The following is a 13,706-nucleotide window of genomic DNA, read 5'->3' as shown; positions in this document are numbered from 1 at the left end:
TGTGACAAGCCCAATTTTTTTCGCGCAACAAAAAACCGATGAATCAGTTCGATTCATCGGTCTGTTTACGGGTAACTGCTTTTCGCTATTTCTTGCGTTTTTTTTCGAGAAGCTTGGAGATCGTGTCTGAGGTCGGTGCGTGTGTCGTAGGTGTCGAGGGTGGAACTGTCGTCGATGGATTGGATGACGTTGGTGGATGAGAATTCGTAGGCAATGGTTTTGACATTGGCTTTGCTGTTGGCTTCGACCCTGATGGGACAAGGGCTGAAGCTCCACCGCCGGTTCTGCGCGCGAGTTTCCATTTCCAAGTGAGGCTGACCCGACGGATGGCGATGTCGAACGGCCAGAGCAGCGTGGCGAGCCAGAGGAGTACCATCGAGAGGTCTCGACGTTGCCATTTGGACGGCAGGTTGTCTCGGAAAACGTCCTCAGGGTCTTCCAGCACCTCTCCCCCTCCGGCTTCGGCGATCCTTGCGATGATGTCGGAGCCGTTTTTTGGAAGGCTGTACTCGGGAGAATACGGGACGGAGACACCCGTGGTCGAACTGTGAAGTACGGTTTCTCCCGCTTGCTCGTTCACCGTCACCATGTACGTCCCCGGTGTCGCCGACGAGAAATCTCCCGTGTAGCGTCCCGGTGCCTGCAAAAGCAACGGAATCTCCTGCTCGTTCAAGTCGGTGCCGATCACTTTCGCCTTCAACACCGCTCCGTTTGCGAGCGGTTGTTTCAGTTGGACTTCAACTTGGCCCTGCGACCCTGCTATTCCGGTGCGCACATCGAGATCGCCCGCCTGATATTGCGGCAACAACCACGTCATGAGTTGGTTCCAGACTGCGCTCGAACCATCCCAAGCGGCCCACTGATTCGACCAGACACCCTTGGCGTCCGACGTCCAAGCCACCGCCCGGCCGAGCCCGTACTGCCAGCGAACGAGCAGCGGTTCACCCGATGGATTCGCCAACACCGTGTCGGCCGTTTCCTTTGCCGTCGTCGCGATGTGCGCGTTGATCTGCGGCAACCCGTTGGCAAAAAGCGGCGCGAGATCGCCTCCCGTTCCAATCAACGGCGTAAAGGGCTGGTCTTGAATGTACGTCTTGCCCGCGAGCGCCGTTTCTTTGGAAAAAATCTGCGGGACGTTCTGGCTGTCTGTCGTGCTGTAGAAACGTCCCTTCGCTTTCTCCGCCAGCGATTTCAGCAGAGTTTGATCCGCATCTGCGCCCACGGCGACGGTGGACATCGTGATCGCACTGTCGTTCATCATGCCGGTTATGGAATCGTACGCCCCGTTTGGCGATTGACCGTCTGTCAGCAAGATGATGTGCTTGCGCTTGGCTTCGACCGTTTTCAATCGGTCGTACGCCGCGACCAACGCCGGGTAGATGCTGGTGCCGCCTGCTGCCCGAATGGAGGACACGGTGTCTTGAATGCCCTTCACATCGGTCACATGCGCCGGTTCAACCACCCAGTACGGCTGGTCGTCAAACGCAAGCACGCCAAGTGTGTCTTGGGGAGTGAGCATCTGCGCCGCACGGCGGGCGGCTTCCTTGGCCAGCTCCATTTTCTGCCCGTCCATGGAACCGGAGTGGTCGATGACGAGCACGAGGCCCAGTGACGGGATTTCCTTTTTGCTGCGGATGTCCATGTAAACGGGCAACGCTTTCTCCACCGGCGTCCCGAAATACCCGCCGAGGCCGAAGGAATCTTGGCCCCCGGTCATCATCAGACCGACCCCGAAGTCGCGGACGGCAATCTCCAAGAGCTGTTGGACGTGCTCCGGCAAATCGGTGCCGGAGACATTCGCGAGCACGACGGCGGCATAGCGTCGGAAGTCTTCGAGGTTCTCGGGAGCAGAAGTGCCCGGTCGAACTTCGTATTGCAATCCGGATGCTTGCAGAGCGGAGGTCAGCGACTTGGCGTCGCCGGGGGTGCCCTCCAAGATCAACACGGACGGACGGCCTGCCACTTCGCCAAATGCGTAGGCGGTGTTGTTCGCCGAGATGCTGTCGTCTGCCGATTGGACTTCGACTTTGTAGCGGTGGAAGCCGGGCTGCTCGCTTTTGAGCGGGAGCGAGAACGGGTTCTCGCCTTTTTGCAACGCGACGTTCTGGGTGGAGACGAGCCGGTTGTCTTCATAGATGCGAAGTTCTGCGGTGGTGTCGAGGGTGCTCTCCAAGGTCGTTTTCAGAGCGAACGATTCACCTTGGTAGAGGGTCGTCGGCGTCGAAGCTGAGTGAACGAGAACTTCGCGGGTGACGTCGCGTTTGAGCGGAGCGACATCGACAAGGACCCCTCGTTGTTTCAAAAACGCCGCTTCAGCGACGGCATCGCCGACATTTTGCTCCCCGTCTGTCAGCAGGACGACGCGCGGACGATAGCCCGGCTCCACCAGTCCTTCGGCGAGACGCAGGCCCGACGCGAGATTGGTGTAGTTCGGATTCGTGATGCCGCTGAGCTCTAAATTCGAGCGCACTTGCTGAGTCAATGGATACTCGACCGACGGGCGTTCGCCCAGTCCGAGCACCGCATAGCCGTCATCAGGCTTCTTGCTTTCAACAGCCGCCCTCAAAAACGCGACTGCCTCCTTCGGGGAGTCAATCGACTTCGACTCGTCGATGACGAAAACGGCCGCCTGCTGCGTAACCGGCGCCAACAACGCCGTGCCTGCGACGGCGAGGGTCAGAAAGAGGAACAGGAGCGACCGGAGGACAGCGACTGTTTTTTTTCGTGCCCCGTGCAGGCGGCGTTCGTCGCGGTACCAGCGGTAGATCGTGTAGCCGGCGGGCAAGAGCGCGAGGAGAACCCACGGGTGCATCGTGCTAAATCCCACGTTTGTACACCCCCCATTCAAGGAACAAAAGCAGTAAGATGGCAGCCGCGAGCCAACGCCAGATTTCCAATTCGCCTGCATGAGAGGCGGACGATGCACCTGCGTCTGACGTGCCTGAGCCGTTTTGTTCAGAGCCATGACCGCCGCTTGGCAGACTCACGAGTTTTGGCGTGAGAAGTGATTCGTTGGGTGGCAACGTCGCGGTGAGCTCTTGGTGCGTGTTGCCATCTTCACTTTGGAAGTTGTAGAGACCGGGCTCTGTAGGTTGGAAGCCTTGGGCGAGCAGGTCTTTCGTGACTTCGTGCGACTTGCCGGACGGGTCGATGTAGTGCCAGCCTGTTTCGCGGATCGGCGGCAGGAGCGCGACTTTTTCCCCAACTTGAATGTCGCCGAGTCCCGCTCCCGTCGTCGGCAGGAGGAACTCCTGCAGGTGCTTGACGAGAATCGGAAACGCGGGCAACAGCGGCAGATCGGATTGGTGCAAGTCGAACGGGAGGACGGCGAATCGTTTGCCGTCTTGCTCCCCTGTCAGGAGAATCGGGGTGCCGCCGCTTTTGACCAGCGGTTGCAGCCACGGAGTCCCGATCAGAGGATTCGCGGATTGTAAGTGCAGGTTGCTGAGATCTACGTTTTGCAGAATCGCGGCATCGGGGGTCAGCACATGCAGTTTGCCTGCTTCGACGGCGCTTGCGACTTGCAAAAGCGGCGAGCCAACGGGTGGATTGACGAGCAACACGGAGCCGGAGGGCCATGCCTCGGGGAGAACGCCATCGTAGACGTATAACGCCGCGTCTTGCGGCGGTGCGTCAGGGTCGGTGCCTCGCTCTACGGTGAGCCGACTCCCGAGACCCAGCGCTTTTTCGAGAAAGACGTTGCCTTGGTTTCCTTCCGTGACAAGCCATGCCTTCGCGGTGGAAGCTCGCTCAGGGAGTACGATGACTTGGTTGTCGATCGACAGCGCGTCTTCGGTGACAAGTTTTACGGTGTAGGTGTCGCTTGTCGGGAGGTCGTCCCAGGAGAGCGTCGCCTGTTCATTTGGTTTCAACGAGGCGGCGATCGCTTGCAAGACGTTGCCGTCCGCTCCTTGCACTTGAACATCAACGGTGTCCGCTTCCTCGCTGAAATTCTGAATCGTCGCGACGAGTGCCGTGTGACCTCCCGCGTCGATGGCAGCCGCGTGGCGGATGGCGGCGTTTTTGCCACGTGGTTCGGATTGGATGAGATGCGGGACACTTCCGAAGCGCGGGTACAGGTTGGGGTCGAGGCTCCAATTGCCGTCGGAGTAGATGCGGACGTCGCTGTCCGGTTCTTGCGTAGAGAGTGCGGCGGCGAGAGACAGGGCGCTTTCGTAGTCCGCTTTGCCGTATTCTTGCTTGGCATCGTCCAGCGCACGTTGCAAGTCGGACGGGTCGTTGCTTGACGCCAGCACCCGTGCTTCTCGACCCATCGAGATCAGGGTGAGCCGTTGGCTCGGTGCGAGATGGTCGAGGAGGTCGGAGATTTGTTTTTTCGCGCTGTCCAGTGCGGTTTGGTTGCCGCTTGTGCCGACGAGAGCCGCCATGGAGGGCGAGAGGTCGAGCACGGCGATGGTGTGGTCGGCGCTGGGTCCGAGCTGGCCGGTGAGTGCCGGTCGAGCCAAAGTGAACGCCAGCAGAGCTGCCAAGAGCAATTGCAAGAGCAGAAGCAAGTTGCGCCGAAGTTTTTGCCACGGACGGTTTGCTTCCATCTCGCGGAGCAATTTCTGCCAGAGCAGGACGCTCGGGACAGTCTGGTTCTCGTAGGTTCGCTTCAACAAGTACAGCGCCGCGATGGCCGGGAGCTCCAACAGCCAGAACAGCATGTACGGAGACAGGAACTTCATCCCGAAACCACCCCCGTGGGCAACAACTTCCGAAATACCGCGTCCTCCACGCTGTCCTTTGCCGACAGCAAAACGTAGTGCATGCCTCGGCGACGACAGTAGTCTTGCAAGCCCCCTGTGTAGTGAGAGACGGCTTGCTTGTATTTCTGGACGACGTGCGGGGAGATTGAGACGTCACGACCGATTCCAGTCTCAGAGTCGATCAGATGAAGATCGCCGGCAAACGCGGGGTCAAACTCCTCTGCGGAAAGAATTTGTGCCACGACCACTTGATGACGAGCCGCCTGCAACCGACGCAGGGCTTCTTGATACCCGTCTGCAAAAAGAAAATCGGACAGCACCACGACAAGCCCCGGTTCTCTCGGAACTCCTCCTCGCAACATCCACGAGAGGGTTCCTTCCTCCCCCGCCTCTCGCGCTTGCACGATCTGCAACGTTTCAAAGAGGCGATATGCAGAGGGCTTACCCGTTAATCGAGGGGTTCTGCTGAGCACCTTTTCGGAAAAAACGGCCCCCTCCACCCGATCTTCACCTGCCAGTGCGAGATAGCCCAGCGCGGCGGCGAGTTGGCGGGCGAGGTCGAGCTTGCCGCCGAACGCCATCGATTGGGAGACGTCGACGTAGAGGTAGAGCAGTGCGTCTCGTTCGTCGAGGAACGTTTTGAGAAACAGGCGTTGCAATCGTGCGTACGCCCGCCAATCCAGATGGCGCAAATCGTCGCCCGGCATGTAGGGACGATATTCGGCAAATTCGATGGACGTGCCGATCTGCCGAGTCCGTCGAGAGCCTCCGCGCAGTGACGGGGTCTCACGCGCTTGCAGGCGCAGACGTTCCAAACGGGCGAGCAACGCCGGGCTCAAAAGGGTCTGGCGGCTCATAAGCCGACTCGTCCCAAGAGATGCTCAATCAGATGTTCCACGCTGTAGTTGTCGGCTGCTGCTTCGAAGTTCAACCCGATCCGATGGCGCAGGGCGGGAATGGCGACGGCGCGGAGGTCCTCCGGGGCGACGTTCAATCGACCGTGGAGAAAAGCGCGTGCCTTCGCCACTTTTACCATCGCTTGTGCAGCACGCGGGCCAGCTCCATAGCGGACATAGCGGCGGACTTCGTCGCTTGCGTGCTCGCCCTCGGGTTGCGAGTGGAGGATGAGATCGACGGCGTACCCGATTAATTCGGGCGTAATCAGCAATTCACGGATGGTGGATTGGATGGCGAGGATCTCATCCGCCGAGAGTACGGCTTCGAGTTGCGTTTGGGCATTGCTCGTCGTCGTGGAGACGATGTCGAGCAACTCGGCACGTGTCGGGAACGGCACGTGAATTTTGAGCAAAAAACGGTCGAGCTGTGCTTCCGGCAGCGGGTATGTGCCTTCGAGTTCCAACGGGTTCTGCGTCGCGAGGACAAAAAACGGCGTCGGCAAGCGGCGCGTCTGACCGCCGACGGTGACGGAGGCTTCTTGCATCGCTTCGAGCAGGGCAGATTGGGTCTTCGGTGTGGCGCGGTTGATTTCGTCGGCGAGGACGAGGTTGCCGTGGATCGGGCCCGGTTGGAAGACGAATTTCAGGCCGTGGCCCGGTTCTTCGCGCAGAATTTCGGTGCCGACGATGTCGGCGGGCATGAGGTCGGGCGTGAATTGGATGCGCGAGTAGTGGAGGTCGAGAACGCTCGACATCGTGCGAACGAGGAGTGTTTTTCCCAGGCCGGGGACGCCTTCGAGGAGAGCGTGGCCCCCGGCGAGGATGCAGAGCAGGACGCCTTCGACGACATCGTCCTGTCCGATGACTTGTTGGGCGATCGCTTCCCGCACTTGGGTGATGCGGGCGCGGTAGGCATTCAGGTGTTCGGTGCTCATGCGTGGGCCTCCTTGGGTTAGGGTGCGATTCCTGTGAAATAGTCGCGGATGAGTTCTTGCTCATTGAGCGGGAGGTTGTTGCGCTCGACGCTTTGACGGGCGGTTTCTTCGTATTGGCGGTAGACTTCTTGGTACGGGCGAGCAACGCCGGGGGTGACTTGGCCTTGGCCGTCGGTCATTTGACTGCTGCCGCCGCTGGATGAGCCGCCCGTGTCGTGGCCCGTTTCGCCGACTCCGAACTCTCCCGCAGGGACCATCACCAACGAGCGGTCCCCGTGGCCGGAGCCCCACCCGGAGCCCGAGCCCGAGCCCGAGCCCGAGCCCGAGCCTTGGCCTTGGCCTTGGCCTTGGCCTTGGCCTTGGCCTTGGCCTTGGCCTTGGCCTTGGCCTTGGCCTTGGCCTTGGCCTTGGCCTTGGCCTTGGCCTTGGCCTTGGCCTTGGCCTTGGCCTTGTCCGGAGCCTTGGCCTTGTCCTGAGCCTTGGCCTTGTCCTGAGCCTTGGCCCTGTCCAGAGCCTTGGTTTTGTCCTTGTGAGCCCTGTCCGTTGTCAGCACTGTCTCCCGAGTTGGTGGAGCCGTCCGCCGTGGCGTTGGGGTCTGCAACCCCGCCGGCTTTGGCGATGGCGCTGCCGACATTCCCGACGCTTGTAGCGGCGTTGTTGCCGTGTTGCATCAGGTCTGCCAAGTTGCCGATCTGACTCTGCATCTGCGACAGGTCTCCGCTCTGCATCGCCGTCGCCGCTTGGCTCAACGCTTGCTTCAAGCCGCTCTTCGCCTCAGCCCCCGCTTTCGCCAACGCCTCTCCCAACTGCTGTTTCTGCTCCTCGCTCAAACTCGCGAGTTGTTCCTTCAAATTCTGCATGGCTTCAGCCATTTTTTTCGAATCCCCGCTCTTCAAAGCTTCTCCCAGCGATTTCCCCGCTTCCGTCCCCGCCAGCGCGTCTCCCAACTTCTTGCGGTCGGCTTCCTGCTTCGCGAGGTCACCCTGCACCGCCTTCAATTTGTTCTCCGCTTTGGCGAGGGCGCGTTCGAGGTCTTCTTGCTTCTTCGCCTCCTTCAACTCCGCTTGCAACTTCTGCAACGCTTCGTCGAGCTTGGCTTTGTCCTTTTCAGAGAGCCCTTTTTGCTTCGCTTCTTCCGCCGCTTTTTTCGCTGCGTCGACGACTTGCTCGGCTTTTTTCTGCACATCATGGCGCTCCACGGCGACATCGTCCAGCGGGTTGTACACCATCATCAACCCCGCCGTCAAAAGCAGCAGCGCTCCTGTCGCCAACAGCGAACGTTTCGGAACCTGTTCAAATCCGAGAGGCACGATCTCCGCGACTTCCTCCCGCACCAGCAACAGTCGCTCAATCGCTTCCTGTCGCTGCCACTTCGCAATCTGCGAGTCCTCTCCCGCAAAGTGCAACGCCGTCGAGATGCGGCCTTCCAGTCCATAACGGTCGACCGCCACCGCCGCTTCCTGCAACGTTGGAGGCTTGGCAAGCCCCCAAACCAATCCGCCGAGCAACCCAACCGCCACCAACCCGCACGCAACTTCCAAGTTGTACAGGATGGGAAAAAAGCGCGCGGCCACGAGCAAGCCCGCCGCCGCGCTCATTCCTCCGAGGAGTCCCCGGCCGCACGTTGCAAACACTTGCAGCCAGAGGAGACGCCGCCGTACGGGAGTCAGCCCCGTCAGCAGTTCACGCGGGATCATTGTCCCCCCGCCGAACGACGACGAAATAATTTTTTCTTGACCGGCGCTACCATGCGCACGCTGAAGAACAACAGCAACGCAGACACCGGAATGTAGACCAACGAATAGTAAAGCGTAGGCTGAATCGGAATTCCCTGTTGCGGCGAAACGGACCCGTTCTGCCCCATCATCACCGCACTTGGCTCAAACAGCGAAATCAAGTTCAACACCGGGTTCAACGCTGTGAGATAGAACAGATTCGGATAACCGACATGCTGTCCGTACACCCGGTACTGATACATATTGAGATACTCGGAGATGAACACCGCCAACAAAGCCGTTCCGCCAAGCATAAACAGCGACACCCCGTACGCGAGCACGGTCGAAACCCCTGTGCGCTTAAACCACGCCGAGCAAAACATGCCAATCGAACCGAATAACAGCATCGAAACCAAGTACATCACGAACACGCCGAACATCTGCCCCGGCGAAATCCCGCCGTAGAGAAAGACGATCGCATAAACCGGCAGCGTCGAAAAAACCAACAACCCGATAAAGGCGAGCGAAGACACCATCTTGGCAAGCACGATCTTGGTCGGCGACAAGTGGGTCGTCAGCAAGATGTTCAGCGTCTGCCGCTCCCGCTCCCCGGAGATCGTCCCCGCGGTGAGACCCGGTGCGACGAAACCGATCAAGATCAATTGCAAGACCGCAAGCATCAGGAACAGATCCTTGCTCTCCCCCGGCCGGTAGTACGTTTGGTTGGAATAGCGGATGTACATATAGCCAAACGTGATTCCCCCGACGATGAGCAAGTAGGCCGCCAGCAACAGCGGTGTCTTCATCGTTCGCATCCGGCCCCGAAACTCCTTGACCAACACCGGGTTCGTCAATCGAAAACGAAGCAACTTCTGCATCAAGAACCGACCCCTTTCGTCACGGTGAGGAACACTTCTTCCAGATTCCCCGCCTCTTCTGCAAAACTCAGCACCGGCAGGCCGTTCTGCACCAATTTGGCGAGCAGCTCCACTTGACCTGCTTCGTCGCCCGTGTATTGAATCAACAGCGTGTTGTCCTGCACGTCGACCTGCGAAACATGCTCCAGATAATGCACTTGTGCATGCGCTTCCTCGACTCGATCGAGCAATTTCACACGCAACACTTTATGTCCCGCCACACGCGAGGCGATCTGATCCACCGGGGCGAGGGCGATCAATTGGCCCTGCTCGATGATCCCGATCGTGTCACACATCTCGGCGAGCTCCGGCAAGATGTGCGAGGAGATGATGATCGTCTTGCCCATCGATTTGAGCTCTTTGAGAATTTCCTTCATTTCAATGCGGGCACGCGGGTCGAGACCGGAAGCCGGTTCGTCGAGGATCAAAACTTGCGGATCATGGACGAGACAGCGAGCGAGCCCGAGGCGTTGCTTCATTCCCCGCGAGAGGGTGTCGACAAACGAGTCTGCCTTCATGGTGAGGTTGACCAATTCCAGCAGGTTCTCAATCAGCGCGGGACGCTTTTCCTTGGGGATGTCGTACGCCCCCGCATAGAAATCGAGGTACTCAACGGCCGTCAAGTTGTCATACACCCCGAAAAAGTCCGGCATATAGCCGATCAACTGTCTGACTTTGTCCGGGTCCTGCGTCACATCGAACCCTCCGACATACGCATGGCCCGTTGTCGGCTCCATCAACGTGGCGAGAATGGACATCGTCGTCGATTTGCCCGCTCCGTTGGGACCGACGAAGCCAAATACAGACCCCTGCTCGATATGCAGGTTCAAATTGTTCACCGCGAGGAATTTTCCATAGCGCTTGGTGAGGTTGACGGTGCGAATCACGGCGACACCTTCCCTTCCAGACCGACAGTCGGGTATTGCAAGAATTGGTCTTGCGGCGTGGTGGAGATCAGTTTCACGCGCAATTCCCCCTCCGGCGAGATCAACTGGGACACGAGGTCGCCGGAGATCGTCGGGGTGTTTTCCTTGGCAACTTGCACCCATTGGCCGGTTTTAAAATTATAGAGTTGCTTGTCATACATCGCATACGCCGCCGAATCGAGGTTGGTCGTCACTTTTTCCACTTGGAAGTCCGGTCGAGACTTCAAATCGTATTGCAGCGTGGCGGAACCGACCGCGATCCGCAAACCGTCCGGAGACATAAACGTCTGCCCGTCCATGGCGAAAATCTCGGGACGAATCAAACCGGCCGGAAGCGCCGTGACGTCCTCATACTGAATCGGCAGCACTTGGCGAACGAGAGAGAAGTTGCGGTCGTCTTTGACTTGTTTGCCGTCAATTGTGTAGAGCGAAAGCGGCGCGTTGGTGAAACCGAACAATTGCACGGACGCTGTGCCGATCTCCCACGGCGATGTCGCGTAGGACGTGAGGTTGCGGTACTGCTCCTTTTCTTGATCGAACACCCCGCCTACGTAGGGGAACATTTTTTCCACATAGCTGTTGCCGGGTACGCCGAGGCTTGGGGAACCGCTTTTGATGGGTTCGTTGACTTGGAGGGTTTGCCCGGCTTTCAGATCGGAGATCTTGATGGCGTCATTGCCGATCAGCAGATGCACTTCTTCCAAATCGAACTTCGTGTTGTTGACCAACTTCCCGACGAGGTTGCCCGCTTTGTCCACGTGCAAATCGGGATGGATGCTGCCTTGGTTTTCAAGCGTCGTATCTGCAAAAGCACTGCGCAGCGACCAGTACTCGACGTCTTGGTACCGAAGGGTCGGCTTGCCGTCTCCCAACACCATGCGCGTTGTATCGTTGTTGCTCCCGCTGTTATAGTTCGACGGGTAGAGGAACGAATTTTCCTTGTAGGTCACGGCATAATCGCCGCCGCTGGTGACGAGGAACGACGATCCCGCCGCCACTTCGGCGATTTTGTCCGTTTTCAGATCGATGATCGCGGCGGTCTGTGCGCGTGTGTTGCTGTTGCGCGGCCCGCCATCGAGCATCACGATGCCCGCCGTGAACAACAGCGCCGTCACCGGAATTAAGCCCCAACCCCATTCGCGGCGGTTCACCCGACGCAAGACAACGTACATCAACGGCCCGACCAAAATGAGATATCCGAGGAAGACCACCGCCGCCGTCTTGTACGCGGGGAACAGGTCATGGAACATCTGCGACGCGCTGATGATCTGCATCTGCTGGTCGATGGAACGCATCCCGCCGTTGTTCTGGGAAGGCTTGTGCGACGCCTCGAAATCAGCGGTTCGGAATACATTGCTCCATAATTCCTTGTTGCCCTGCCACGACGCCAACGGTTCTTCGCTGAGATCATACGCCGCATAAAAAACATGCCCGGCTCCGATGTCACGCTCGGCGATCAGCGGTCCGTTGCCGCTCTTGACCAGCGCTTTCGCTCCTTGGACGAGCGTGCCGGTGGAGACGTTCAACTCCTTCACCGACGGTTTGATCCCGGTGAAGCGTTGCAAATCGGAGAGGTCGTCTGCTTTGCCCGCCCCTGTCACTTGCACCGGGGAGAGGTCTTGGAACAGCCCGGCCCCGCCTTGATAATTCAAACCGCCGGATAATAGCAGCGTCCCCCCGCGCTCGACCCAATCGTGAATCGTCTGCACCTGCTCGTCGGTGAGTTTCTCCTTGGGCGCGTGGTTGACGGTCAGCACGTCCAGCCCTTTCAACAGTTCGGGGCGGTCGGGCAGGTCGGAATTCTTCATCCATTTCAGCGTCACTTTGCCGCCGACAGCGGGCGAAGTGACGAGTGAGAACACGTTGAGGTCGTCCTTTTTCTCCGTGACGCCGCCGATCAAGATCCCCTCTCGTACGGCGACTTGCGAGGGCGAAGCGTCTTGGACCACTTTGCCTTTGGCGTCGAGCAACCGCACTTTCACGGCATCATAGAACAATTCGCCCGGGACATCGATTCGGAACGTTTTGGTGCTTCCCTTTGGGATCACAACTTCCTTCTCATAACTCCCGGCGACCGTATTGCCTCCGTTTTGCGAATTCTGCGGACCGACGTTGAGCGTGCCGTTGAGGTCGTCGCCTTGGTTCTCGACTGTGACTTCCACAAACGTCGGAGCTTCCAATTTAAAAGTGCCGTCCCAGCCGACGACGGACGTCATCTTGACATCGTCCGCCGCAAGCGCAGCCGGTGCCCACAGCGCAGTCGTCAAAACGGCCGCTGCCAGAAACGCAACTGAACGGCGCCATCTCTTCTGCTTTTTCATGCCTTACCTCCTATGTAGAAAAAAAGTAAAAGTTCCATAAAAAAACGCCTCACACTAAGTGAGACGCATTTCGTTTCGAAAAGTTACCAAGAATCTACAACAAATCTGCAAATTTTTTACTTTTCCGCCATATTAAACATTCCAATATCTTGAAATCCAAGTCGACGATAGATCACACCCGCCGACGGGTTGTCGTAAAACAAACAAGGTTTCTTGCCGTCTGCAAGCAAATCGGCACACAGCGCAGACATTGCCCGCGATGCATAGCCGCGCCCACGAGATTCGGACGGCGTGTACACCGACCCGATCATCGCGGCATCCGGCGTTTCGGCGGTGGTCATCGCCATCGACACGATCCGTCCCTGCTCATCTACCACCGCAAAGGAGCGACAGTGCGAATCAAGCAATCGGCGACGGTAGACATCTGCTGTAAAATGCTTGAACTCTCCCTGCGCATACAGCACCCCGACCTCCTCTGCATCCTCGACCGTCGTACGTCGCACACTCTCGACAGAACCCGGTTGAAACGCCTCCGCAGACAGCGCGCAGAAGTAGTCATGATGCAGGTTGGACATCGGATGGCGCGTCAGCCCCGACACGAACTGCTCCATAATCCACGGCCTTCCGGTGAGAGCTCGGATCTCGTCAAACTCGTTGGCGATGAGGATCAACCCTTGGAGGTCCATCCCTTCCTCATGCGCCAGGATCGAAAAATTATTGACATAGCGCATCAGCACCGCCGTCAACTCCGACCCGTCAAACGAACCCCAATACTCCAAATTCGGATGACCAAACCCCATCGCCAGCAAATTGCCTTGGAAGAACAGCGCATAATACGGATCCTGTGCCAAAAACTCCGTCAGCACCACACGGTGCCTTTCCTCCAGTTTGCAGATCATGATGTCTCCCCCATTCTGACAAAAAAGCATACCTCGTAAAAGGTATGCTCGTCTGTTCCGCGACTCTTAGACTTCGTCGTAGACTTCCGGTTTCCAATACACAACGCAGAGGTTTGCCGGAATGTTGATTTCTCGGGCACCGCCCGGTTGACCGTTGATGTAGATGATTTCGGTGACGACCACGCGGTCGCCCTTCATCTCCACTTCCCCTTCGACTTCACGGCGGCTGCCGTCCGGGAGGAAGTGCTCGACTTTGCCCGTGCCGATCGTACGCATGAAGGCACACTCCTTTTGTGTTGAACCAATACTCTTTCTATTCGCGCAAACGAATTCATTTCCTGCAAAAAAGCGATCCGGTTGCCGTTGCAACCAGATCGCCTTTTGTCCA

At 58.2% G+C, this 13,706-nt stretch carries 10 protein-coding genes; all 10 read right to left on the bottom strand.

The genetic code is table 11. The annotated features are described in order from the left end of the window. Positions 1-85 precede the first annotated feature (85 nt). The gene (locus JJB07_RS19540; protein WP_201637792.1) at positions 86-2,827 is read right to left on the bottom strand and encodes a VWA domain-containing protein; all 2,742 of its coding nucleotides are present in this window, start codon (positions 2,825-2,827) and stop codon (positions 86-88) included. Continuing rightward, positions 2,817-4,688, bottom strand: coding sequence for a vWA domain-containing protein (locus tag JJB07_RS19535; protein ID WP_201637790.1), 1,872 nt, complete (start codon positions 4,686-4,688; stop codon positions 2,817-2,819). Before JJB07_RS19535 ends, JJB07_RS19540 begins: the two co-directional genes overlap by 11 nt. Continuing rightward, entirely contained in the window at positions 4,685-5,566 is an 882-nt protein-coding gene (locus JJB07_RS19530; RefSeq protein WP_201637789.1) for a DUF58 domain-containing protein, read from the bottom strand. The genes JJB07_RS19535 and JJB07_RS19530 overlap by 4 nt, the downstream gene beginning before the upstream one ends. Next, entirely contained in the window at positions 5,563-6,540 is a 978-nt protein-coding gene (locus JJB07_RS19525; protein WP_201637787.1) for an AAA family ATPase, read from the bottom strand. The genes JJB07_RS19530 and JJB07_RS19525 overlap by 4 nt, the downstream gene beginning before the upstream one ends. 17 nt (positions 6,541-6,557) lie before the next feature. After that, on the bottom strand, positions 6,558-8,237 hold the full coding sequence (locus JJB07_RS19520) for a hypothetical protein (protein ID WP_201637785.1): 1,680 nt from the start codon (positions 8,235-8,237) through the stop codon (positions 6,558-6,560). After that, positions 8,234-9,133, bottom strand: coding sequence for an ABC transporter permease (locus JJB07_RS19515; protein ID WP_201637784.1), 900 nt, complete (start codon positions 9,131-9,133; stop codon positions 8,234-8,236). The genes JJB07_RS19520 and JJB07_RS19515 overlap by 4 nt, the downstream gene beginning before the upstream one ends. Beyond that, entirely contained in the window at positions 9,133-10,059 is a 927-nt protein-coding gene (locus tag JJB07_RS19510) for an ATP-binding cassette domain-containing protein (RefSeq protein ID WP_201637782.1), read from the bottom strand. The genes JJB07_RS19515 and JJB07_RS19510 overlap by 1 nt, the downstream gene beginning before the upstream one ends. After that, positions 10,056-12,419 carry a DUF7408 domain-containing protein gene (locus JJB07_RS19505; RefSeq protein WP_201637780.1) on the bottom strand — a complete coding sequence of 788 codons (2,364 nt, stop codon included), beginning with the start codon at positions 12,417-12,419 and terminating at the stop codon, positions 10,056-10,058. Before JJB07_RS19505 ends, JJB07_RS19510 begins: the two co-directional genes overlap by 4 nt. 116 nt (positions 12,420-12,535) lie before the next feature. Then, positions 12,536-13,318 carry a GNAT family N-acetyltransferase gene (locus JJB07_RS19500; RefSeq protein WP_201637779.1) on the bottom strand — a complete coding sequence of 261 codons (783 nt, stop codon included), beginning with the start codon at positions 13,316-13,318 and terminating at the stop codon, positions 12,536-12,538. 66 nt (positions 13,319-13,384) lie between these two features. Then, a complete protein-coding gene (locus JJB07_RS19495; RefSeq protein WP_201637777.1) occupies positions 13,385-13,594 on the bottom strand; it encodes a hypothetical protein in 210 nt (69 codons plus the stop codon). Positions 13,595-13,706 lie beyond the last annotated feature (112 nt).

The sequence above is a fragment of the Tumebacillus amylolyticus genome (assembly GCF_016722965.1).
Taxonomy (GTDB): Bacteria; Bacillota; Bacilli; order Tumebacillales; family Tumebacillaceae; genus Tumebacillus; species Tumebacillus amylolyticus.
The sequence above is the reverse complement of the archived record's forward strand: the minus strand, read 5'-3'. Positions and strand labels throughout refer to the sequence as shown.

Excerpts from the sequence above, each read along its gene's own strand:
- JJB07_RS19535 (WP_201637790.1), bottom strand. The coding sequence starts at position 4,688 with ATGAAGTTCCTGTCTCCGTACATGCTGTTCTGGCTGTTGGAGCTCCCG.
- JJB07_RS19530 (WP_201637789.1), bottom strand. The coding sequence starts at position 5,566 with ATGAGCCGCCAGACCCTTTTGAGCCCGGCGTTGCTCGCCCGTTTGGAA.
- JJB07_RS19525 (WP_201637787.1), bottom strand. The coding sequence starts at position 6,540 with ATGAGCACCGAACACCTGAATGCCTACCGCGCCCGCATCACCCAAGTG.
- JJB07_RS19520 (WP_201637785.1), bottom strand. The coding sequence starts at position 8,237 with ATGATCCCGCGTGAACTGCTGACGGGGCTGACTCCCGTACGGCGGCGT.
- JJB07_RS19515 (WP_201637784.1), bottom strand. The coding sequence starts at position 9,133 with ATGCAGAAGTTGCTTCGTTTTCGATTGACGAACCCGGTGTTGGTCAAG.
- JJB07_RS19505 (WP_201637780.1), bottom strand. The coding sequence starts at position 12,419 with ATGAAAAAGCAGAAGAGATGGCGCCGTTCAGTTGCGTTTCTGGCAGCG.
- JJB07_RS19500 (WP_201637779.1), bottom strand. The coding sequence starts at position 13,318 with ATGATCTGCAAACTGGAGGAAAGGCACCGTGTGGTGCTGACGGAGTTT.
- JJB07_RS19495 (WP_201637777.1), bottom strand. The coding sequence starts at position 13,594 with ATGCGTACGATCGGCACGGGCAAAGTCGAGCACTTCCTCCCGGACGGC.